20 protein-coding genes and 1 riboswitch are annotated in these 21328 nt (G+C 61.0%); of the genes, 8 read left to right on the top strand and 12 right to left on the bottom strand.

Annotated elements, in window-relative coordinates; genetic code table 11:
- Positions 1–24: 24 nt before the first annotated feature.
- A riboswitch (SAM riboswitch) is annotated at positions 25–138 on the bottom strand.
- Positions 139–320: 182 nt separating this feature from the next.
- Genes hisN through J7I86_RS09770 form a run of 4 tightly spaced genes read right to left on the bottom strand, consistent with a single transcriptional unit; the run spans position 321 to position 4211 of the window.
- Positions 321–1133 carry a histidinol-phosphatase gene (gene hisN, locus J7I86_RS09755; protein WP_214819236.1) on the bottom strand — a complete coding sequence of 271 codons (813 nt, stop codon included), beginning with the start codon at positions 1131–1133 and terminating at the stop codon, positions 321–323.
- 55 nt (positions 1134–1188) lie between these two features.
- A complete protein-coding gene (locus J7I86_RS09760; RefSeq protein WP_214819238.1) occupies positions 1189–2304 on the bottom strand; it encodes a ribosome small subunit-dependent GTPase A in 1116 nt (371 codons plus the stop codon).
- Between the two features lie 2 nt (positions 2305–2306).
- A complete protein-coding gene (gene aroA, locus J7I86_RS09765) occupies positions 2307–3689 on the bottom strand; it encodes a 3-phosphoshikimate 1-carboxyvinyltransferase (protein ID WP_214819240.1) in 1383 nt (460 codons plus the stop codon).
- 6 nt (positions 3690–3695) lie between these two features.
- The gene (locus J7I86_RS09770) at positions 3696–4211 is read right to left on the bottom strand and encodes a DoxX family membrane protein (protein WP_214819242.1); all 516 of its coding nucleotides are present in this window, start codon (positions 4209–4211) and stop codon (positions 3696–3698) included.
- 180 nt (positions 4212–4391) lie between these two features.
- On the opposite strand from J7I86_RS09770, the gene J7I86_RS09775 reads away from it, so the two are divergent.
- Together J7I86_RS09775 and rsrA are read left to right on the top strand one after the other, a co-directional pair.
- On the top strand, positions 4392–5189 hold the full coding sequence (locus tag J7I86_RS09775; protein ID WP_214819244.1) for a sigma-70 family RNA polymerase sigma factor: 798 nt from the start codon (positions 4392–4394) through the stop codon (positions 5187–5189).
- Positions 5186–5446: a mycothiol system anti-sigma-R factor gene (gene rsrA / locus J7I86_RS09780; RefSeq protein ID WP_214819246.1), complete on the top strand. Its 261-nt coding sequence runs from the start codon at positions 5186–5188 to the stop codon at positions 5444–5446. Before J7I86_RS09775 ends, rsrA begins: the two co-directional genes overlap by 4 nt.
- A gap of 114 nt (positions 5447–5560) precedes the next feature.
- Here rsrA and J7I86_RS23255 read toward each other — a convergent pair whose 3' ends face one another.
- The 6 genes from J7I86_RS23255 to J7I86_RS09805 form a co-directional block, all read right to left on the bottom strand.
- Entirely contained in the window at positions 5561–5635 is a 75-nt protein-coding gene (locus J7I86_RS23255) for a 50S ribosomal protein bL37 (protein ID WP_369299106.1), read from the bottom strand.
- Positions 5636–5748: 113 nt separating this feature from the next.
- Positions 5749–6363, bottom strand: coding sequence for a PadR family transcriptional regulator (locus J7I86_RS09785; protein ID WP_214819248.1), 615 nt, complete (start codon positions 6361–6363; stop codon positions 5749–5751).
- Positions 6363–7211 carry a DUF4097 family beta strand repeat-containing protein gene (locus J7I86_RS09790; protein WP_214819250.1) on the bottom strand — a complete coding sequence of 283 codons (849 nt, stop codon included), beginning with the start codon at positions 7209–7211 and terminating at the stop codon, positions 6363–6365. Before J7I86_RS09790 ends, J7I86_RS09785 begins: the two co-directional genes overlap by 1 nt.
- Positions 7212–7293: 82 nt before the next feature.
- Entirely contained in the window at positions 7294–8583 is a 1290-nt protein-coding gene (locus J7I86_RS09795; protein WP_214819253.1) for a serine hydrolase, read from the bottom strand.
- Between the two features lie 2 nt (positions 8584–8585).
- Positions 8586–9185, bottom strand: coding sequence for a GDSL-type esterase/lipase family protein (locus J7I86_RS09800; protein ID WP_141282482.1), 600 nt, complete (start codon positions 9183–9185; stop codon positions 8586–8588).
- 139 nt (positions 9186–9324) lie between these two features.
- Positions 9325–13119, bottom strand: a complete 3795-nt coding sequence (locus J7I86_RS09805) for a multifunctional oxoglutarate decarboxylase/oxoglutarate dehydrogenase thiamine pyrophosphate-binding subunit/dihydrolipoyllysine-residue succinyltransferase subunit (protein WP_214819255.1) — start codon at positions 13117–13119, stop codon at positions 9325–9327.
- A 486-nt stretch (positions 13120–13605) separates the two neighbouring features.
- On the opposite strand from J7I86_RS09805, the gene J7I86_RS09810 reads away from it, so the two are divergent.
- From J7I86_RS09810 to J7I86_RS09830, 5 genes are all read left to right on the top strand, one after another.
- On the top strand, positions 13606–14958 hold the full coding sequence (locus J7I86_RS09810) for a hemolysin family protein (RefSeq protein ID WP_214819257.1): 1353 nt from the start codon (positions 13606–13608) through the stop codon (positions 14956–14958).
- Positions 14955–16025 carry a hemolysin family protein gene (locus J7I86_RS09815; RefSeq protein ID WP_214819259.1) on the top strand — a complete coding sequence of 357 codons (1071 nt, stop codon included), beginning with the start codon at positions 14955–14957 and terminating at the stop codon, positions 16023–16025. The genes J7I86_RS09810 and J7I86_RS09815 overlap by 4 nt, the downstream gene beginning before the upstream one ends.
- Before the next feature lie 106 nt (positions 16026–16131).
- On the top strand, positions 16132–17118 hold the full coding sequence (locus tag J7I86_RS09820) for a metal ABC transporter solute-binding protein, Zn/Mn family (protein ID WP_214819261.1): 987 nt from the start codon (positions 16132–16134) through the stop codon (positions 17116–17118).
- 134 nt (positions 17119–17252) lie between these two features.
- A complete protein-coding gene (locus J7I86_RS09825) occupies positions 17253–18086 on the top strand; it encodes a metal ABC transporter ATP-binding protein (protein WP_214819263.1) in 834 nt (277 codons plus the stop codon).
- A 1-nt stretch (position 18087) separates the two neighbouring features.
- Positions 18088–18978 carry a metal ABC transporter permease gene (locus tag J7I86_RS09830; protein ID WP_214819265.1) on the top strand — a complete coding sequence of 297 codons (891 nt, stop codon included), beginning with the start codon at positions 18088–18090 and terminating at the stop codon, positions 18976–18978.
- Here the strand turns inward: J7I86_RS09830 and J7I86_RS09835 are convergent.
- A complete protein-coding gene (locus J7I86_RS09835; RefSeq protein WP_214819267.1) occupies positions 18975–19442 on the bottom strand; it encodes a Fur family transcriptional regulator in 468 nt (155 codons plus the stop codon). The two genes, J7I86_RS09830 and J7I86_RS09835, sit on opposite strands and share 4 nt — an antisense overlap.
- Positions 19443–19536: 94 nt before the next feature.
- Between J7I86_RS09835 and J7I86_RS09840 the strand changes: the two genes are divergently transcribed.
- Positions 19537–20190, top strand: coding sequence for an MBL fold metallo-hydrolase (locus J7I86_RS09840; RefSeq protein WP_214819269.1), 654 nt, complete (start codon positions 19537–19539; stop codon positions 20188–20190).
- On the opposite strand, the gene J7I86_RS09845 is transcribed toward J7I86_RS09840, so the two are convergent.
- Positions 20187–21269 (bottom strand): PLP-dependent cysteine synthase family protein, encoded by a 1083-nt coding sequence (locus tag J7I86_RS09845; RefSeq protein WP_214819271.1) that lies wholly within the window; start codon positions 21267–21269, stop codon positions 20187–20189. The two genes, J7I86_RS09840 and J7I86_RS09845, sit on opposite strands and share 4 nt — an antisense overlap.
- Between the last annotated feature and the right edge of the window lie 59 nt (positions 21270–21328).

Here is a 21328-nt window from a genome sequence, read left to right on the forward strand (position 1 = left end):
ACTCAAGAGGGATCCCCATAGGGGAATCCGCGCTTGCCGCATCCGTTCCGGACCGGCCGGGTCGTCACCCGGGGCACCCCACCGCGAATGGAGGGTTGCCGGCCAGCAAACCGGGGTTTAGCGCTGGCACTCGTGACCTGTAAAAAAGGCTAAGGCACGTCCGGGGGCCCTTCCAAAGTCGCTGCCTATTATTAAGCTCTTTGTTACGTCGAATGGTATTTCCGCACTTGACCGAATAAAAAACGGCAGAAGCCCCTCGAAAGGGGCCTCCACCGTCGAAAATTCCGCCGCCCGCTTGATCACCAAGGGCGGTAACGGTGTCAGAGAAGGTCGTCCAGTCCAGGGTTCAGCCGCTTGAGGACCTCCGAGTGCAGGATCGAGTTGGTGGCCAGAGCGTTGCCGCCGAAGGGACCGTCTTCGCCCTCCAAGGAGGTGAAGCGGCCGCCGGCCTCAGTGACGATAGGGACGAGTGCTGCCATGTCGTACAGGTTCAGCTCCGGCTCACAGGCGATATCCACTGCACCTTCGGCCACGAGGCAATATGACCAGAAGTCACCGTAAGCGCGCGTGCGCCATATGTCTTCGGTGAGCCCCATGAATTCATCCAGATTGCCGCGTTCCTTCCACCCCGACAGGCTGGAAAATGACATCGAGGCGTCGGCCAGGCGGGAAACATTGGACACCTTGAGCCGTGTTGCCGAGGCGAGGGACCGGCCCATGTACGCGCCCATGTCCTTGGCAGCCCACCACCTCTTGCCCAAAGCCGGCGCGCTGACGACGCCCACCACAGGTTCCCCTTCGTCCACAAGGGCGATCAGGGTCGCCCACACGGGGACGCCGCGGACGAAGTTCTTGGTGCCATCGATGGGGTCGATGATCCACCGACGCGAACCGTGTCCACTACTGCCAAACTCCTCACCGAGGACCGCGTCCCGGGGACGTGAACGGGACAATTGGCCGCGGATTGCTTCCTCGGCTGCCTTGTCAGCGTCAGTAACCGGCGTGAGGTCGGGCTTGGTTTCGATCTGCAGGTCCAGTGCCTTAAAGCGATCCATGGTCTGTGCGTCGACTGAATCAGCGAGGACATGGGCAAGACGCAGGTCATCGTTGTAGGTGGAAACGGGTTGGGTCATGCCACCAAACTATCCTGAATCGCCCGCTGCGGTGGGGAGGTCAGGCCGGCAACGATCAGTTGACCGTGCCCAGCTCCTTGGTCTCTTTCGCCTCGAGCCTTGGGTCCGCACCCAGCAGGCGGCGCAGGGAGGCCAGCCGTGGCACCCCTGATGGGCCGGCATGGCCATCATTGACCCATGGATCCAGCCCGCAATTTGTGGCGTTGGCACCGTGCTTGCAGCCGCGGTCGCAGGTCTCCGTGCCGGGCTCGAGGTCCGGGAACGAATGCAGAATCCTGTCCGGGTCCACATGCGCCAAACCGAAGGAGCGAATGCCGGGAGTGTCGATAATCCAGCTGCCGGAGGGGGCATCGTCAAGTTTGAGGGCCAGGGCTGAGGACGAGGTATGCCTGCCCCGGCCAGTCACCGCGTTGACGCCGCCCGTGGCGCGCTCTGCACCTGTCAGGGCATTGACCATAGTGGACTTACCCACTCCGGAGTGGCCGAGCATGACGGTGACTTTTCCGCCAAGATGTGCGCGCAGTTGGGACACTGCGTCCTTGTCCAAACGGGCGGAGAGCCCGTCATCGGAGCGGGCGTCGATGCCGCCGGCCTCGGAGTCAGCCGTGCGGCTGATGATCACGGGAAAATCCAAGCTCAGGTAATTGGCCAGGAGTTCGGCAGGATCCTTGACATCAGCCTTGGTGATAAGCAGCAGAGGCTCAATGCCGGCGTCGTATGCGGCAACCAGGGCCCGATCAATGAATCCGGTACGCGGTTCGGGGTTGGCGGCTGCAACAACCACCACGAGCTGATCGGCGTTGGCCACCACAACCCGTTCGATGGGATCGGTGTCGTCAGCACTGCGGCGAAGCAGGGTCTTCCGCTCTTCCACCCGGACGAGGCGCGCCAGAGTATCCGGATCACCTGAGACGTCCCCTACCAAGGCTACAAAGTCGCCAGGGACAACGGGATTGCGCCGCAGTTCCCGGGCGCGGGCTGCAATGATAATGCGTTCGTGCGCGGAATCTTCGTCAACAATTGCCCTGTACCGTCCGCGGTCAACAGTGATGATCCTGCCAATCACGGCGTCATCGTGGCTGGGGCGGTCCTTGGTGCGGGGTCTGGATCCTTTTTTACTGGGACGGATCCGGACATCGGATTCATCCCAGGAGCGTGCGTCACGGCCCATGGTCAGTTGCTGGCCTCATCAAGATCGTCAGTGTCATCGGTCCGCTGCAGCATAGCCCCCCACATTTGAGGGAACTCCGGCATGGTTTTGGAGGTCGTGGCGATGTCTTCAACCTGGACCCCCTCGACGGCGAGCCCAAGGATGGCGCCGGCAGTAGCCATGCGGTGGTCAGCATAACTGTGGACCACGCCACCGTGAAGGGCCGCCGGGCGGATCACCAAGCCATCGGCGGTTTCTTCGGCGTCGCCACCAAGGCCATTGATCTCGGCAACCAGCGCTGCAAGCCGGTCCGTTTCGTGCCCGCGGAGGTGGGCTATGCCGGTCAGTCGCGACGGCCCGGTGGCCAGAGCGCACAATGCGGCAACAGTGGGTGCCAGTTCGCTGGTTTCGTCAAAGTCGGCACCCCTGATTTCGGCCCCGCCGGTCACCGTAAGGGTTCCGTCCTTGAACGTTACCTCGGCTCCCATGGCCGCCAGGATGGTCCGCCACTGGTCGCCCACCTGCGTGGTGCCGGCAGGCCAATTGGGAATGCGGACGGTGCCGCCTGTGGCTAGAGCAGCGGCAAGGAAGGGTCCTGCGTTGGAAAGATCTTGTTCGATCCGCTGGTCAAAAGCCCGAATGGGACCGGGGAAGACCCGCCAGTGGTTGGGCACAGAATCATCAACAACGACGCCAACGCTGCGAAGGACTTCCACGGTCATGGTGATGTGGTCCAAGCTGGGAACGGGCTTGCCCACGTGCTCCAGATGCAGGCCCTCAACAAACCGGGCACCTACCAGCAGCAGCGCGGAAACGAACTGCGATGAAGCGCTGGCATCAATCACCAGGTGCCCGCCCCGGACCTCGCCGGTACCTTCTACAGAGAAGGGAAGGGACGACGGCGTCCTGCCGCCATCCGCTGCTACCGGGATGCCGAGGGCGATCAGTGCTTCGATGATGGTGTCCATGGGCCGGTTACGGGCGTGGGGATCGCCGTCGAAGACTGTAACGCCGTTACGCAGTGCAGCCAATGGTGGAACGAACCGCATCACGGTGCCCGCCAACCCGCAGTCGACTGCGGTCTCAGCACCGGATGCGGCCGGATCCAGTGGAGAAATTTCCAAGTCAGGCCCGAAGTGGCCATCGCCGGGTACCTCGGTGACCGTGGCGCCCAACTGTCGGAGGGCTTGGATCATCAGGGCAGAGTCGCGGGAGTGAAGCGGAGCCCGCAAGCGTGAGGGACCATCCGCCAAGGCCGCCAACACCAGGAACCGATTGGTGAGTGACTTTGAACCGGGGACCGTCACTGTTGCATCCACCGGCCCCTGGGCATAAGGGGCCGGCCACAACGGCAAGGTGGCGGCGGTTTTGTCTGATTCAGTGTTTGCGGCGGTGGTACCGGTCATGCTTCCTTATGCTCCAACTGCGTTGTCAACGGCCTTGCGAACTGCTTTATCTGCACGCTTGATTTGCTTGCCCGTCACCTTTTTGGCGTCGGCAGCCAGATGCTCTGCCCGCCAAGCAATGCTCGGACGACCAGCGGTATCAACGGACGCCAACAGGACACCGCCAGTGAGGGAAATGTTTTTCAGCAACCTGGCCTTGCGGGCGCTGCGGCCTTCCGTGGTGCTGATATCTGCAGAACGCCACTCGACGTAGGAGTTCAAAACCGACGTCACGGTGAGAACTGTAGCGGCGAAGCGGGAGAGCTTGCCGAGTCCGAGGAGGGCCCCAGCTCCCAGCTGTGCGCCGCCGATCACGCGCGCAAGTGTCTTTTCATCAGCTTTGAAAGGCAGTGACTCGGAGGCACGGCGAAGGACGGGCGAAAGTTGCTTCGCGGTGTCCTCAGCGTTCCTGAGCTTGTCCAGGCCTGCGACGACGAAGCTGGACGCGAGCATGGGACGTGCGAGAAAACGGATAACAGACATGTCTTGCCTCCTGATGGCTTGCCACATTGGTTCGATGAGTGTTGTGTTCAAGGGGTGCAGTCTGCTCTAGTCTTGCACTTTTGCGGAATATTTACCCGACAGCAACCGTTGTGAACCACAGGTGCGGTGGAGACCGGACCGCGGCATGGTGTGTGCCGTCTGTTGAACGGAGTTGGTTTTTTGACTTTGGTTAAGGACCGGGTGGTGCTTCCGGAGCCTGGATATGGAATGCAGCCGAAATCCCGGCAGCTGACAGTAGACTTGGCAACGATGAGCACCACTGAACCGGCCGCAGCGGCCATGTACCAGGCAGCCGGCGCGGATGACGACGCGACGGCGGCAAACGACGTCGATCCTGTTTCGGAGACTTCCGAACAGCGGAGGGCGCGCTTCGAGCGTGACGCCATGCAATACGTGGACCAGCTGTATTCGGCCGCCATGCGGATGGCGCGCAACCCATCCGATGCTGAAGATCTGGTCCAAGAGGCCTACACCAAGGCGTTTTCGGCTTTCCACCAATACAAGCCGGGAACCAACCTCAAAGCCTGGCTGTACCGAATCCTCACCAATACCTACATCAACCTTTATCGGAAGCGGCAGCGGGAGCCGCTGCAGTCCAACTCGGACACGATCGAGGACTGGCAGCTGGCCAAGGCGGAGTCGCATACCTCTGCCGGCTTGCGGTCCGCAGAGACTGAGGCTCTGGACCACCTTCCGGACTCCGATGTGAAGAACGCCCTGCAGTCGATCCCTGAGGAATTCCGCCTGGCGGTCTATTTCGCGGACGTTGAAGGGTATGCGTACAAGCAAATTTCAGAAATTATGAACACCCCGATCGGCACGGTGATGTCACGCTTGCACCGTGGCAGGAAGATGCTGCGGGACATGCTGGCGGACTATGCCGCCGAACGGGGCTTCAGGGCCCAAACCGATGATCAGGCCGCGGCCGGAAGCAAAAATCAGGAGAAAGAGAAATGAGCGACTGCCAGGGATTGGGCGATTGCGACGATACGCGAATGCAGCGGATCTACGAGTACCTCGACGGTGCATTGACCCGCGAGGATCTCACTGAGATCAAGCAGCACCTGGACACCTGCGAGGAGTGTGCCGAGCAGTATGACCTTGAGTGCCTCATTCGCACAATGGTCAAGCGCTCATGCACCGAATCCGCCCCGGAGAACCTGAAGAACTCCATACTCGACAAGATCCACGCCATCAAGCCAGTAGACGCCTGATCCCTGCCGGACGTGGAAGAGCCTGTTTTTGGGTTCAACTTAACTTCGAAGGCCCCGGAAACCGCATGGTTTCCGGGGCCTTCGCTTTTAAGCCTGTAACGCTAAGCCGGTGGCTTAGGTGTTGGGACGCTTGCCGTGGTTCGCGCCGCCGCGCTTACGGTCACGACGCTTACGTGCACGCTTGCTCATAGCTGGCCTCCTTCAAGGATTGATACTCAATAAAGCTGCCCTCCAGTTTCGCACATTCGGGTGCCGCGCCGCGAACCGGCCGGTGCTGTGGTGCCCGGAATCCGCTTGGCTGGTCAATTCCGCAGCGAATTCCTGATCGATATTCGGGCTTGGTCCAACACCGTGCGGACGGTTTCAAGCGCGAGCGGTGTCAATGGCTGGGAGGAACCATGTTGGCGTAACTCGACACGGATGTCGTCCCGGAAACTCTGGACCAGTAACTCCGCCTCTTTGAGGATGCGCTGGCTATCGGGAGTGTAACCCGCCGTCCCGCTCCTGAAGGAAGTCGAAGAAGCGCTGGTGCGGGCAGCTTCGGCAGTGGCCGCGAGATCTGCCCGAAGGCCGCGCATATTGGTGCGGATGTCCTCCCGAAGGTTGTCGGCCAGCCGCCTGACGGAAGCGGATATGGTGTCTTCGACGTCAGCCAGCTCCTGCCGGCGGCTGTCCAGCTCGGCGCGGCCGGCTTCCGTAATGAGGTACTTGGTGCGGCGCCCTTCGGTCTCCGTGACCACGAGGCCTTCCTCCTCCAACTTACCCAAGCGCGGGTAGATGGTGCCGGCGCTGGGGGAGTAGGTACCGCCGAATCGGTCGCCCAAAGCCTTGATCAGCTCGTAGCCGTGCTTCGGACCTGTTTCGAGCAGGGCAAGCAGGTAAAGGCGCAGGGCCCCGTGCGCGAAGACCGGAGGCATCAGAGGCTCGTTTCCCCTGGGGCAGGGCGGCCGTTCTCCGGTGCTGGCGCAGATCCATGCATGATGTAGGTCTTGCCGGATATGGTGTTGGTCCTCACCACCATCAATCGCTCATCGGGCCCCACAATAGTGTGCACGTTACTGCCTGGCTGAGCGTACATCTGATCATCGATCACCACGGTTCCGCTGGCTGATTTCGCCACGATGTCCAGGCCGACGTCGTGCGGCAGCCGGATGGTGAGGTCTCCGGAGACGGAGTTTGCTCCGAGATCGTTGGTGTAGTCCTGGAGATCAAAGCTGAGGTCACCGCTCACAGTGCTCGCGCGGACATTCTTGAACTTTCCGGAGGCGGTAACTTCACCTGAGACGCTTTTGGCGGTCAGGACGCCGTCGTGGTTTCTGGCGATGACCTCGCCGCTGACTGTATTGACGTGCAATTCACCGCTGGTTCCGTCCGCGAGGACTGAACCGGAGACCGTGTTCAGCCGGGTGCGGCCGCTGATGCCCGAGACCATGCCGTCACCACTGACGGTACCGGCCTCAACGTCGACGCCGGATGGCAACGCAACGCTGACGATCACCGAGTTGGTGCTCGTGTTGTTGACGGTGCCCATAAGGTTGCGGAACCAACCCTGCGGTCCCTGGAGTTGGTGGCGTACTTCCAGCCTTCCGTCTACCAGGGTTACGGTCAGGGGGTCCCCTGTAACCTCGCTGATCTCAATGCGGACGAATGGCTCGTGGTGCGTCACGACGTCAAAACGGCCTTTGACTATGCCCAGCTTAAGTGAGCGGACATTCTCTACATCTATGGTTTGCGGGCCCGTCACGGTCCATAGTTCCTCAGACATGATCCCTCCAGGTGGCGATATATCGCGTTGATGTAAGACACGATATATCGCAAATACCGGGGAGGCAATGCTCCCCGCAAAATCATGGAGAAGGAGGGTACAACTTACCAATCAGCGTGCGCGCTATGGTGGTCGCAGGATCACGGCCGTCAGCGGCGGGCGCCAGGTTGGTCCATACCACCAACGTGACGGAGTTGACGGGATCGTTTCCCATGAAGGTGTTGAAGCCCGGCAACTCGCCGGTGTGCCCGTACATCATGCCGAACTTTGCAATTCCCAGACCATACGATGCACCGCCGGGATTGTCCGGGTTGGTGGGCATGAGGCTTTCAAGCCGCTTCTGCTGGAGTTCGGGCTTCAGGAGCCGTCCATCAGCCAAAGCTTCGCCTAGGATCTTGAGATCGGAAGCGGTGGAGATCCCTGAGCCAGCGGCCCAAGCCCACGACGGATTGACTTTAGTGACGTCGTGGGGCGCAAGGGTTCCCGCCGTTGCTTCCTTCTGCATGTCCTCGGGAAGGGCCGGATTGGTCATGGTCAGAACGTTGTCCCCATAGAAATATCCCTGAGGATGGGGCTCCGGAATTGCATTGGAAGAAACCTCGGGAAAGACCGTCCCCTTCAAACCAAGCGGTTCAAAAATCCGCTCCTTGAAAAGGGCTGCAAGGGCCTTTCCCTCAAGTTTTTCAGCAATCAGGCCCAGCAGAACCGTGTTGGTGTTGGAGTAATGAAAACCTTGACCCGGGGCGAAATAGGGCGGATGGGCGAAGGCCAGGGCAAGGAGTTCCTCCGGCTGCCAGATTCTTTGCGGATCCTGGTCCATAGCCGTATTGAGCTCGAGGGTCTCTGTGTAATTGAACAGGCCACTTCGCATGGTCAGCATCTGTTCGATGGTGATTGCGCTCCCGTTCGGAACGTCGGGGCGAAACTTGGACACGGGGTCACCCAGTGCGAGCTTGCCCTCCTGCACCAGTTGCAGGACCACAGTGGTGGTCCAAGTCTTGGTGACCGAACCTACCCGGATATGGTCCTCAGCAGATACCGCGCGGTCGGCACCCCGGGATCCCGTGCCATATGAGGCAGTAAGCGACCCCCCGGGGGTCTGCAACACCACCATGGCACCTGGCACCAGGAGTTCCTTGGCCGTCCGTTCGAATTCCGCACGCAATGTCGCAGCGTCGAATGGCTGCAGCACAGCCGGGGCCGGCGATGAAACGGTTGATGGCGTCGCAGAGGGTTGCGTTGTCGACGCCGCCACGGACGACGACGCGGAAGGAACCGGCGGGCCGGAACTGCAGGAGACTGTGGCTGCAAGAGCCGCTGCGGTGACCGCTGTAAATGCTGCTCTGACAGAAACCTGCATGTTCCGCGTCATGGCTACTCCGGTTGAGCGATATTAAGCCACTGGAACCAGCCACGGTGCAGGACGAGCCACGCAATCAATCCGTAGCCGGCCTGGCCCGGTGTTCCCCCATTGGCTGCGAGGTCCGTCCTCCACTGCTCATGATTGAGCAAGGGAGAGAACGTGTCAACGTAATGATGGTTCCGCCTGGTGGTGACGTCGGCAAAGGCGGTGTTCAGTTCGGCGAGCCGTTTGTTACGGGCGGGATCCAAGGTGGGCGGGGGACCCACCACAAAAACCTCCACACTGCTGTGCGAGGCGCCGTCAAGGATATTGGCAAGATTCAGGCGGCTGCGGGCCGTGGACAGTCCAAATTCGAGATCGCGTCCTGAAAGGCCGATCACAAGTCGATTCTCGTGCTGATCACTGAAGCGCCTGCCGGCTTCATCCTGCCAGCGCGCGGCAAGGCCCTCGGTACCTTCCATGGGGCAGGGGAGTGGGAAACTTTCCACCACAACGGAGTCCTGGGGTGTGCGGGCCAGCACTCTTCCGAGCCAACCCAAGGCGCGGGGATCCCCCAGGCCCGCGAGCAGTTCATCTCCTACAGCTGCGATGCGCAGCTTCCTGTCTTCCACGGTTACCTCTTCACACTCGTTACGGTCCTTGCACGGTTTGCCGGATGATCAGCCGGTTTGGGAACCGGGTACCTGTCCCATTAAACAGAACTGCCCGGCCTAAGGCGCGCACATCGCTCCTCAGGCCGGGCAGTTTCGTTTACTTGCGTTCGAACGCCTGCTTGATCAGGGCGTCCTGTTCAGCGGCGTGGCGCTTCATGGATCCGGCAGCGGTGGATGCCGAAGCCGGACGCGACACGAGGCGAAGCTTGCGGTCAAGCTCCGGCGCCAGGTTCAGGCCCATGAACGGCCAAGGACCCTGGTTGGCGGGCTCGTCCTGTGCCCAAACGATGTCAGCGTTCGGGTACTTGGCGAGCTCGGCGTCAATCTCAGTCTTAGGCAGCGGGTAAAGCTGCTCTACGCGGATGATTGCGGTGGAGGTATCGCCGGACTTCTGACGGTTAGACAGGAGGTCGTAATACAAGCGACCGGAAACCAGGATGACCCGGTCCACATTGGCCGGCTGAACTTCCGGATCACTAATAACCGGCTTAAAGCCTCCGGTGGTGAAGTCCTCAACAGCCGAAGCGGCACCCTTGAGGCGGAGCAACTGCTTGGGCGTGAAGATGATCAACGGCTTCCGCGGGCGGCTGTAGGCCTGGCGGCGCAACAGGTGGAAGTGCGAGGCAGCAGTCGTGGGGTTGGCCACGATCATGTTGTCCTCGGCGCACATTTGAAGGAAGCGCTCAATACGTGCCGACGAGTGGTCCGGCCCCTGGCCTTCGTAGCCGTGCGGAAGCATGAGCACCAGCGAGGAGCGCTGGCCCCACTTCTGTTCAGCCGAGGAAATGAACTCGTCAATGATGGTCTGGGCGCCGTTGACGAAGTCGCCGAACTGGGCTTCCCAAAGGACCAATGCATCCGGACGCTCCACCGAGTAGCCGTATTCAAAGCCCATGGCAGCGTATTCGGACAATAGCGAGTCGTAGATCCACAGCTTGGCTTGGTCGTCCGAGAGGTTACCCAGAGGCAGCCACTCGTTGCCGTTGGCGCGGTCGTGGAACACGGCGTGACGCTGGACGAACGTGCCGCGGCGCGAGTCCTGGCCCGCCAGGCGTACGGGTACGCCTTCCATGATCAGTGAGCCGAAAGCAGCGATCTCGCCGAAGCCCCAGTCGATGCCGCCTTCACGGGACATCTGCTCACGCTTCTCCAGGAGCTGTTTGAGCTTGGAGTGAACGGTGAAGCCCTCAGGAATTTCCAAGTGAGCCTTGCCGATGCGTGCCAAGGTCTCGGTGGAGATCGCCGTCGAGGCCGGCGAATTCGTGCCGAAGTCAGCCTGCTGTGCAATGGGACGCTCGATGTCCGAGACAGCCGCGGAGTCCGCAGTGATGATCGGGATGGGCGACGTCTGCGCAGCATGCGTCTCGGCGAAGACGCGCTCAAGGCGCTCCTGGTAGTCGCGGAGCAGCTGCTCTGCTTCTTCCTCGGTGATGTCGCCACGACCGATGAGCGACTCCGTGTACAGCTTGCGGACGGAGCGCTTGGCTTCGATCAGGTTGTACATGAGTGGCTGGGTCATCGAGGGGTCATCGCCCTCGTTGTGGCCACGTCGGCGGTAGCAGACCATGTCGATGACAACGTCCTTGTGGAAACGCTGACGGAATTCGTAGGCAAGCTGCGCAACGCGCACCACGGCCTCGGGGTCGTCACCGTTCACGTGGAACACCGGTGCCTGGATCATCTTGGCAACGTCCGTGGAATACGTGGACGAACGCGAGGACGACGGCGCAGTGGTGAAGCCAACCTGGTTGTTGACGATCACGTGGATGGTACCGCCGGTGCGGTAGCCGCGCAGCTGCGAGAGGTTGAGGGTTTCGGCCACAACACCCTGGCCGGCGAAAGCGGCGTCACCGTGGACCATGATGGGCAGGACGGGGAAGGACTCGCCCTGATCCAAGCGGTCCTGCTTGGCCCGGACGATGCCTTCGAGGACGGAGTCCACGGCTTCGAGGTGGGACGGGTTGGCAGCCAGGTAGACCTTGGTCTGCTTGCCGTTGTCCGAGGTGAAGGTGCCTTCGGTGCCGAGGTGGTACTTGACGTCACCGGAACCCTGGACAGAGCGCGGGTCCTGCGTGCCTTCAAATTCGCGGAAAACCTGAGCGTAGGTCTTGCCGGCGATGTTGGTCAGCACGTTGAGGCGGCCACGGTGGGCCATGCCAATGGCAACTTCGTCCAGTCCGTCGTCGGCTGCGTCCGAGATGACGGCGTCGAGCAGCGGAATCAGCGACTCGCCACCTTCGAGGGAGAAGCGCTTCTGACCGACAAACTTGGTCTGCAGGAACGTCTCGAAAGCCTCAGCGGCGTTGAGCTTGGAGACAATGCGCAGCTGCTCTTCGCGGCTCGGCTTGGAATACGGGTGCTCCAGCTGGTCTTGGAACCACTTGCGTTCTGCGGGCTCCTGGATGTGCATGTATTCGATGCCCGTGGTGCGGCAGTAAGCGTCGCGCAGAACGCCGAGGATGTCGCGGAATTTGAGCTGCGGCTTGCCGCCGAAACCGCCGGTGGGCCACTCGCGGTCCAGGTCCCAGAGGGTCAGTCCGTAGGTGAGGACGTCAAGATCCGGGTGCTTGCGCTGCACGTACTCCAAGGGATCGGTGTCAGCCATAAGGTGGCCGCGCACGCGGTAGGAGTGGATCAGCTGCTGGATACGGGCAACCTTGTTGATCTCGTCTGCAGGATCAACTTGGAGGTCCGGGCTCCAACGTACGGGCTCGTACGGGATGCGCAGGGCTTCGAAGATTTCATCGTAGAAGTTCTGCGCGCCGAGGAGGAGCTGGTGGACAAGCTTCAGGAACTCGCCGCTGCCTGCACCCTGAATGACACGGTGGTCATAGGTGGACGTCAGTGTCAGGATCTTGCTGATGGCGTTCTGGGCGATGATCTTCTCGCTGGCACCCTGGAACTCGGCCGGGTAATCAAGGGCGCCGACGCCGATGATGGCAGCCTGGCCCTTGGAAAGGCGCGGTACTGAGTGAACCGTGCCGATTCCACCGGGGTTGGTGAGGGAAACCGTGGTGCCTGCGTGGTCGTCAGCTGTGAGCTTGCCGTTGCGGGCGCGCTTGATGAGGTCCTCGTAGGTGTGCCAGAACTCGGCGAAGTCCATGGTTTCGGCCTTCTTGATGTTCGGAACCATCAGGAGGCGGGTGCCATCGGGCTTGGGCATATCAATGGCGATGCCGAAGTTGACGTGAGCCGGCTGGACGGCGCTCGGCTTGCCGTCGATTTCGTCGTAGTAGACGTTCATCGAGGGGAACTGGGAGAGCGCACGGACAACGGCGTAACCGATGAGGTGCGTGAAGGAAACCTTGCCACCGCGGGCGCGGGCAAGGTTGGAGTTGATAACCACGCGGTTGTCAATGAGCAGCTTGGCAGGAACTGCCCGGACGCTCGTGGCGGTGGGCACTTCCAGGCTGGTCACCATGTTGGTGGCAATTGCCTTGGCCGGGCCGCGGAGGACCGAAACGACGTCTTCCTCAGGTGCTGTGGGAGCTTTGGTGCTCTTTGGCAGCTGTGCCGGGATGGGCTGGGCCGTGGCGCCGGCGACGGGCTTCTTTGCTCCGTCCCTGGCAACCGTGGCGGGTGCCTTCTTCGCCGGGGCGGGTGCCACCGGTGCAGACTCGGGGGCAGCTGCGGGAGCGGCCGGCGTCGGTGCCGGTGCCGCTGCGGCCGGAGCTACTACGGGAAGTACTTGTGTAGGTGGATTGACAGCCGAAGCGGCTGCGGAGGATCCGTTGGAAGAAGTGCCGTCACCGGAAGCAAAGGACTCGAACAGCGGCCACCACTTGGCGTCGACCGAATTCTTGTCCTGTTGGTACCGCTCGTACAGTTCGTCAACGAGCCACTCGTTTCCGCCAAATTCCTCTGGTAGACGGTGGCTGGGCTGCTCTGGCACTTGAAATACGCCTCTTCCATGAGTGTTGTTTTCCCGCTGGCCACAGATGCTCTCCACAATGACGGGCCAGGGTCCGGGTCCCGCGAACTCAGACCCATGTCAGTCTAGTTAGCATCGTTGGTTAACTGCCAATAGTGGTGACCTAAATCATGTTGCGGCTGACTTAATGGGCATGTCCTTCTTCTTGGAAGCGTACGTGAGCCCAGCGAGGCGTCCCGGGCCGGCGGACTGTAGACTGGGATTCTTATGGACAGTAAATCTAGGTGCCGGCCTGGGAACTGTCGGGGGAGCCAAACTGGTAACCCCGCACAGCGTGCCCGTCGAGCCGGCAACACCCGTTCACATGCCCATCACGCGCCGGCGCTCACAGCCGGTGGTGCCGCGGACCGTGCGTCCGCAGGACCCGACCAGCCTCCGCCGGGGCGAATCCCCGCGTCGAAGGCGTTATCACCACTGCTCGCGCCCACTCTTGGAGTGATGCGCTAAGTGGAATGGATTCTTCTTCTTGCCGGCTTTGCTTTGATTCTTGGCACCGGCTTCTTTGTAGCAGTTGAGTTTTCCCTTGTTGCTTTGGACCAAGCCAGCGTTCAGCGTGCGGTAGATAACGGCGACCACGCTGCCGCGCCACTGCTGAAGTGCCTCAAGTCCCTCTCGACGCAGCTTTCAAGTTGCCAACTGGGCATTACCCTCACCACTCTATTGACGGGTTTCGTGATGGAACCCTCTGTTGGTCAGCTTTTGGTGGGACCCCTCGGTCTGCTGGGCCTGGCTCCTGAAGTAGCTCATTCGGTGGCGTTGATTGTTGCCATGGCTTTCGCCACGCTCCTGTCGATGCTTTTGGGCGAGTTGGTTCCCAAGAACATGGCCATTGCCCTCGCGTTCCCGTTAGGTAAGCGTCTCGCACGCCCCCAGCTGATGTTCACGGCAGTTTTCAAGCCGGCAATCGTGGTGCTGAATGGTTTCTCGAACAAGGTGCTGAACCTGTTCGGGCTTGAAGCCAAGGAAGAGATCTCGGGGGCAAGGACCCCTGCGGAACTCGCATCCTTGGTGCGGCGCTCCGCGGAGTTGGGAACGTTGGATGCAGGCACTGCCAACTTTGTTGCCCGCACACTGAACTTCTCCGGGCGCACGGCGGCGGATGTCATGACACCGCGTATTCGCATGGAAACCATCGACGCCGACCAACCGGTCTCCGATGTTCTGGACGCCGCGCGGCGAACCGGGTACTCCAGATTCCCTGTCATAGGTGATTCCACTGACGACATCCGCGGCGTCGTCCACATTAAGAAGGCGGTGGCTGTGCCCGCGGAGCGTCGGGCCAAGCTTGAGGCCGGTGCGATCATGACCGACGTCCTGCAGGTTCCGGAGACGATTCACTTGGACGCTCTCCTGTCTGAACTGCGGGAAGGAAACCTTCAGCTCGCGGTCGTACTGGATGAGTACGGCGGAACCGCGGGCATCACCACCCTCGAGGACCTTGTGGAGGAAATCGTCGGGGAAGTCGCTGACGAGCATGACAAAGTCCGGCCGGGAGTGCTGCAGAGCGCATCCGGCGACTGGTACTTCCCGGGCTTGCTGAGGCCGGACGAGGTATCCGAGCAAATCCCCAACCTCACTGTTCCCGACGAATCTGCCTACGAGACCGTGGGCGGGTACGTCATGAGCCAGCTGGGTCGCATTGCCAGGACGGGTGACGTCGTCGAAACCGTTGGTGGCACGCTTACTGTGACCAGGATGGATGGCCGAAGGATTGACAGGATCTGTTTCCATCACGTGGAGACGGACGCGTCGGCTGCCGAGGATGCCGAAGATTCGCGTCATGAAGCAGGTGCCCTATGAGTGACTGGGTAGGAATCGTCTGGCTTGTGGTGCTCCTGATTGGCAACGCCTTCTTTGTGGGTGCCGAATTCGCGGTCATGTCCGCGCGTCGCAGCCAGATTGAGCCGTTGGCCGAAGCCGGGTCCAAACGCGCACAAACAACGCTGCGTGCCATGGAGAATGTCTCGCTGATGCTCGCCTGTGCGCAGTTGGGTATCACCGTTTGCTCCCTCCTGATCCTCCAGGTTGCGGAGCCTGCGATCCATCACCTGTTGGCTGAGCCCCTTGAGCTGGTTGGCGTTCCGGTTGAACTGGCAGACATCATCGCCTTTGCCATCGCGCTGCTGTTCGTCACGTTCCTGCACGTCACCTTCGGCGAAATGGTGCCCAAGAACATCTCGGTTTCCGTTGCGGACAAGGCGGCCCTGTTGTTGGCGCCGCCGCTGATGTTCATCGCCCGGGTGGTGAACCCGGTGATTTGGTCATTGAACTGGCTGGCCAACCACATCCTGCGGCTAATGAAGATTGAGCCCAAGGATGAGGTGTCCTCTTCATTCACGCTTGAGGAAGTGCAGTCGATCGTCCAGGAGTCCACACGCCACGGGTTGGTGGACGATGAAACGGGTCTGCTGAGCGGCGCTCTGGAATTCTCGGAGCACACGGCTTCGCACATCATGGTCCCCTTGGACAAACTGGTGGTGCTGAAGACTGCATCTACTCCCGTGGATCTGGAGAAGGCGGTCAGCCGCACCGGCTTCTCACGGTTCCCGATGATTGACGACGACGGCGAACTCGCCGGATACCTGCACGTGAAGGACATCCTGTCCATTCCGGACGAGGGCAGGAAACATCCGATTGCCGAGGGCCGGATCCGGTCGTTGGCCAACCTTGCCCCCGATGATGAAATCGAGCAGGCCATGTCCGTCATGCAGCGCACCGGTTCGCACCTTGCCCGTGTTGTGGGTGCGGGAGGGGAAACCCAGGGCGTCTTGTTCCTGGAGGATGTCATTGAGCAGTTGGTGGGTGAGATCCGCGACGCTACCCAGGCAACCGGTATCCGTCGCTTCGGCGGCCAGCAGGTGCAGTAGAACGCGGTAGGGGAGTCTGGCGTTGCCCGCTTAGGGTGACGCCAGACCTTTCTAGATAGGAATGATTCCTATTTGTGGCTACACTGGAATCTGCTAGTTATTGTGTTTGATTCTCATTTTGAGTAGATCCGAGGTCTTCGTGCGTCGTTCCGCCACCCGCCTGTCCGTGGCCGCTTCAGCAGCTCTTTCCGCACTGCTGCTTACCTCCTGTGCCGGTACTGCCGGGGCCACTGATCCGTCGTCAGCAGGCGTCATTGACGTTGTAACTTCTACGAACGTTTACGGGGATGTGGTGAAGGCCATCGGCGGGGACAAGGTCAAGGTGAGCTCCATCATCACCAAGACAAGTCAGGACCCGCACTCCTATGAGGCAAGCGCACAGGACAAACTGATGATCTCCAAGGCCAAGCTCGTGGTGGAGAACGGCGGAGGCTATGACGAGTTCCTCCACAAGATTGCTGACGAGACGAAGGTGGGCCACGAGAACATGGTCAGCGCCGTCGAAATCTCAGGCCTTGCTCCTGAAGAGGAAGCCCACAGCGAAGAAGGCCACAGCCACAACCACGGCGACTTCAACGAGCACGTCTGGTACAACCTGGACACCATGGGTAAGCTCGCCGATGCTGTAGCAAGCAAGCTCGGCAACCTGGACGCGGACTCCGCATCCACCTTCACCGCCAACGCGGACGCCTTCAAGGCCAAACTCGCCGAACTCAAGGGAAAGCTCGCTGCCCTCAAGGCGGAAAACGATCATGCTCCGGTGGCCGTGACTGAGCCCGTGCCCCTGTACCTCCTCGAAGCAGCCGGACTGGACAACAAGACACCTGAGGCATACAGCGCCGCCATAGAAGAAGAGACCGATGTCCCGGCTTCCGTGCTGAAGGAAACCACTGACCTCGTCAGCGCCAAATCCGTCCGGTTGCTGGCGTACAACGAGCAGACCGAGGGGCCGCAGACCGAGTCCGTCAAGCGCGCCGCAGAATCGGCCGGCGTGCCTGTAGTGAACTTCACCGAGACGCTGCCGGATGGGAAAGATTACATCCAGTGGATGACGGACAACGTCGAATCAGTTTCTTCCGCACTGAAGAACTAGGGTTCCCAACACCCGATGTGGGGTAAAGGGCCCCGCCGGCGTCCTAAGATATTCAGGATGGCTGCGGGGCCTTTTGGTTGCCACCTGCCCGGTGGCCAGTACCAGCGGCACAACAACTGCGTTCCAGGGAGCGCATGGATCGAGGACAACTTTTGACACCGGTAGTGAGCCTCCGCGGAGCCAGCCTGCAGTTCGGCAAGAGGACACTCTGGCGGGATCTGGACCTGGACATCAACCCGGGCGAGTTCTTTGCCGTGCTCGGCCCCAACGGCAGCGGCAAGACGAGCTTCCTGAAAGTTCTGCTCGGCTTGCAGGAACTGCACTGCGGAACCGTGACCTTGGGCGGGCACCCGGTGGAACGCGGGAGCAAAAACATCGGGTACATCCCTCAGCAAAAGTCGTTTGCTCCGGACACCCCGCTGCGTGCCCGCGACTTGGTGGGGTTGGGAATCGATGGGCACCGCTGGGGTATGCGGTTTGCTTCCGGCAAGATCAACCAGCGCATTGACCAGCTGCTGGAGCAGGTGGGTGCATCAGACTACGCCAAGGTACCGGTAGGACAGTTATCCGGGGGGGAGCAACAGCGCCTCAGGGTGGCGCAGGCGTTGGCCACCGAGCCTCAGGTTCTCCTGTGCGATGAGCCGCTGCTTTCCCTGGACCTGCATCATCAGCAGGGGGTCAGTTCGCTCATCAACAAGCAATGCCACGAACGGAACAGTGCTGTTGTCTTCGTGACCCACGAAATCAACCCTGTGATCGACTACGTGGACCGTGTGCTCTACTTGGCCGGCGGAAAGTTTCGTGTGGGCACCCCGCACGAAGTCATGACCACAGAAGTGCTCTCCGAGCTGTACGACAGCCACGTGGAAGTCATTCACGCCAATGGAAGGATCGTGGTGGTGGGTCTTCCCGATGCAACCACCCACTTCCATGACGAAGCCCACGCAACCACCGGGGAGGACTTCTAAATTGGACCTCGAGAGCATGCTGCAGACCATTTTTAACTTCGAGAACTACGGTGAGTTGTTGGTCCTGGTCCAGAATTCCATCTGGGCGGGTGCTGTACTTGGGCTCCTGGGCGGGCTTGTTGGCACGTTCGTGATGAAGCGGGACCTCGCTTTCGCGGTCCACGGCATCTCCGAGCTGTCCTTCGCCGGTGCGGCCTTTGCCCTGCTGATCGGCGCCGACATCATCTTCGGTTCCCTCATCGGATCCGTGGCTGCGGCCGTGCTGTTGGGGTTTATGGGAGTCAGGGCGCGGGACAAGAACTCCATCATTGGTGTGATCATGCCCTTCGGGCTGGGCTTGGGCATCCTGTTCCTGGCGCTCTATGAAGGCCGCGCGGCAAACAAATTCGGTTTGCTGACCGGCCAGATCGTTTCCGTTGACACGGTGCAACTTCAGGTGCTAGCCGGCACGGCGGTGGTGGTGATGATCGCGTTGGTGGCAATCTGGCGTCCACTGAGCTTCGCCAGCGTGGACCCTGAGATGGCAGAGGCCCGGGGTGTTCCGGTTCGTAGCCTGGCCATCGGGTTTATGGTGCTGCTGGGTGTCAGTGTGGCCTTGTCCATCCAGATTGTTGGTGCGTTGCTGGTCCTGGCGTTGCTGATCACGCCTGCGGCTGCCGCGCTGAGGGTTACCACCTCACCCCGGCTGGTGGTGCTGTTGAGCGTTGTCTTCGCCATGACGGCCACAGTGGGGGGAATCCTCCTGGCTCTCGGCAGCCGGATTCCCATCAGCCCTTATGTCACCACGCTATCCTTCCTGATCTACGTGGTGTGCCGGGTGACCGGACGTGTCCGCGCCAACAAGGGCTTGAATGGTCGTGTATCACGCGACCAACCCGCAAGAGCCCTCTAGAGTTTCCCGGCGGCTTTATTAGCGGTGCACTCCGGGCATAGCCCAAAGATTTCCACGGTGTGCGCCACCTCGGTGAAACCATGTTCAGCAGCAGTCCGGGCAGCCCAGGTCTCGACGGCGGGCGCTTCCACTTCTTCGGCCTTGCCGCAATTGCGGCACAGCAGGTGGTGGTGATGTCCGGTGACCGCGCAGCGCCTGTAGACCGCCTCGCCGTCGCCGTTTCGAAGGACATCAATGAGGCCGTCGTCGGCCAAGGACTGCAGGATCCGGTAGGCCGTGGCAAGCGAGACGGAGATTCCCTTATTCTGCAGCAGCCGGTAGAGCTCTTGAGTGCTGACGAAGTCATCCAATTCGTCCAGGGCGGCGCTGACGGCCAAGCGTTGCTTGGTGACACGCTGCTCCTTGACACCGCTGGTGACCGGCGTTTCATTGCCGGTCGCGGCGGAATTGGTGCCCTGTGGCATTGAAAGACTCACTTCCCTGGGGATGCTGGCAAACCCCAATTTTACCAGTAGGGGAGGCTTGGAAACTGTCAGTGGGCGCCCATAGGCTGTCTCCATGAAGCTCACCAAGTACACCCACGCCTGTGTCCGGTTGGAGAAAGAGGGAAAGGTCCTGGTGATCGATCCCGGGACGTTCTCTGAGTCTGAGGAAGCGTTGAGTGGAGCCCACGCTGTACTTGTCACGCACGAGCACAATGACCACATCGATCACACCGCAGTGACGGCAGCCCTGCGGAGCAACAACGCGCTGGAGGTTTACGCGCCGGCCGGGGTGGCTGCTGCGCTGACGGAAAACGGAGATGTGGCCGATCGCGTGCATACCGTGGAGCCCGGCTCCGGCTTTGAAACCTCAGGGTTCAACATAGAAACATTCGGGGGACAACATGCCCTCATCCATGCACAGATCCCGGTGGTAGCCAACATCGGTTACCTGGTGGATGACAATGTCTTCCACCCCGGGGATTCGTTTGTGGTCCCCGATGGGATCGACGTCCAAACCCTCCTGGTTCCCATCCATGCTCCATGGTCCAAGGTGGGGGAGGTGGTTGACTTCGTCATCTCCGTCCGTGCTCCCAAGGCATTCCCGGTCCACGACGCATTGCTCAACGAACTGGGACGAGGCATCGTTGAGGGCCATGTGACCCGTATCGGTGCCCGCTATGGGACCCGTTATGAGCGTCTTGCACCCCGCGACTCAGTAGAGGTCTAGCCGGTCCACAGTCCTGTGTCGTGGAACCGTTCCAGGACGGCCTCGTGCGGTGCCGGGTCCAGCCCCTTCGCAGCCAGCCATGCGGCGTCGTTGTAGCTGCCCGCGTAACGGTCGCCGGCGTCGCACATGAGTGAAACGATGCTGCCCCGGCGCCCCTCCGCAACCATAGCGGCCACCAGCTGCCAGACGCCCCAAAGATTTGTCCCTGTTGATGGCCCTGCGTGCAGGCCGGTGAGTTTCCGCAGGTGCCGCATGGCAGCCACCGAAGCGGCGTCGGGCACTTGGATCATGTGGTCGATGACTGCCGGAACGAAGCTCGGCTCAGACCGCGGCCGGCCGATCCCCTCGATCCTGGAGGGCTGGCCCGTGGCGGCGGCCGCGTTTCCGTCCCGCCACGCCGGGTAGAAGGCCGAGTTTTCGGGGTCTACAACGGCTAAGCGGGTGTTGTGCCGGTTATACCGCAGGTAGCGGCCAATGGTGGCGCTGGTACCGCCGGTGCCTGCGCCCACCACAATCCACTCCGGAATGGGGTGCTCTTCCAGAGAGAGCTGTTCGAAAATCGATTCTGCAATGTTGTTGTTGCCGCGCCAATCCGTTGCTCGCTCGGCGTAGGTGAACTGATCCATGTAGTAGCCACCCGAGGTCTTTGCGGTCTCCTCGGCAACGGCGTAGACCTCCGACGCGTGGTCAACCAGCAGGCATGCACCGCCAAACTCTTCGATCAGGGCGATCTTCTCTGGACTGGTGGTCTTGGTCATGACTGCGATGAACGGCAATCCGATCAGCCGGGCAAAGTAGGCCTCGGATACAGCGGTGCTTCCGCTTGAGGCTTCCACGATGGTGGTGCCCTCGGTGATCCAGCCGTTAACCAGGCCGTAAAGGAACAAAGACCGGGCCAAACGGTGCTTGAGGCTGCCCGATCTGTGGGTCGATTCGTCTTTGAGGTACAGCTGGACTCCCCAGTGGTCCGGGAGTGGGACCGCATAGAGGTGGGTGTCGGCGGAGCGATTGTTCTCGGCCTCGATCTTACGGATGGCCTCGTTGGCCCATGCCCTGTCCTGAATACACGAATTGCTCACCGGATAAGCCTAGGCTGGAATTGAGGCACCGACAGCAACGGAGCCCATGCCGCAGGAAC

The organism is Arthrobacter sp. ISL-95, from assembly GCF_018613695.1.
In the GTDB taxonomy this organism is placed as follows: Bacteria; Actinomycetota; Actinomycetes; order Actinomycetales; family Micrococcaceae; genus Arthrobacter.

Bases quoted from the DNA above. Each gene is read 5' to 3' on its own strand.
- hisN (WP_214819236.1), bottom strand. From the start codon at position 1,133: ATGACCCAACCCGTTTCCACCTACAACGATGACCTGCGTCTTGCCCAT.
- J7I86_RS09760 (WP_214819238.1), bottom strand. From the start codon at position 2,304: ATGGGCCGTGACGCACGCTCCTGGGATGAATCCGATGTCCGGATCCGT.
- aroA (WP_214819240.1), bottom strand. From the start codon at position 3,689: ATGACCGGTACCACCGCCGCAAACACTGAATCAGACAAAACCGCCGCC.
- J7I86_RS09770 (WP_214819242.1), bottom strand. From the start codon at position 4,211: ATGTCTGTTATCCGTTTTCTCGCACGTCCCATGCTCGCGTCCAGCTTC.
- rsrA (WP_214819246.1), top strand. From the start codon at position 5,186: ATGAGCGACTGCCAGGGATTGGGCGATTGCGACGATACGCGAATGCAG.
- J7I86_RS09785 (WP_214819248.1), bottom strand. From the start codon at position 6,363: ATGCCTCCGGTCTTCGCGCACGGGGCCCTGCGCCTTTACCTGCTTGCC.
- J7I86_RS09790 (WP_214819250.1), bottom strand. From the start codon at position 7,211: ATGTCTGAGGAACTATGGACCGTGACGGGCCCGCAAACCATAGATGTA.
- J7I86_RS09795 (WP_214819253.1), bottom strand. From the start codon at position 8,583: ATGACGCGGAACATGCAGGTTTCTGTCAGAGCAGCATTTACAGCGGTC.
- J7I86_RS09815 (WP_214819259.1), top strand. From the start codon at position 14,955: ATGAGTGACTGGGTAGGAATCGTCTGGCTTGTGGTGCTCCTGATTGGC.
- J7I86_RS09825 (WP_214819263.1), top strand. From the start codon at position 17,253: ATGGATCGAGGACAACTTTTGACACCGGTAGTGAGCCTCCGCGGAGCC.
- J7I86_RS09835 (WP_214819267.1), bottom strand. From the start codon at position 19,442: ATGCCACAGGGCACCAATTCCGCCGCGACCGGCAATGAAACGCCGGTC.
- J7I86_RS09840 (WP_214819269.1), top strand. From the start codon at position 19,537: ATGAAGCTCACCAAGTACACCCACGCCTGTGTCCGGTTGGAGAAAGAG.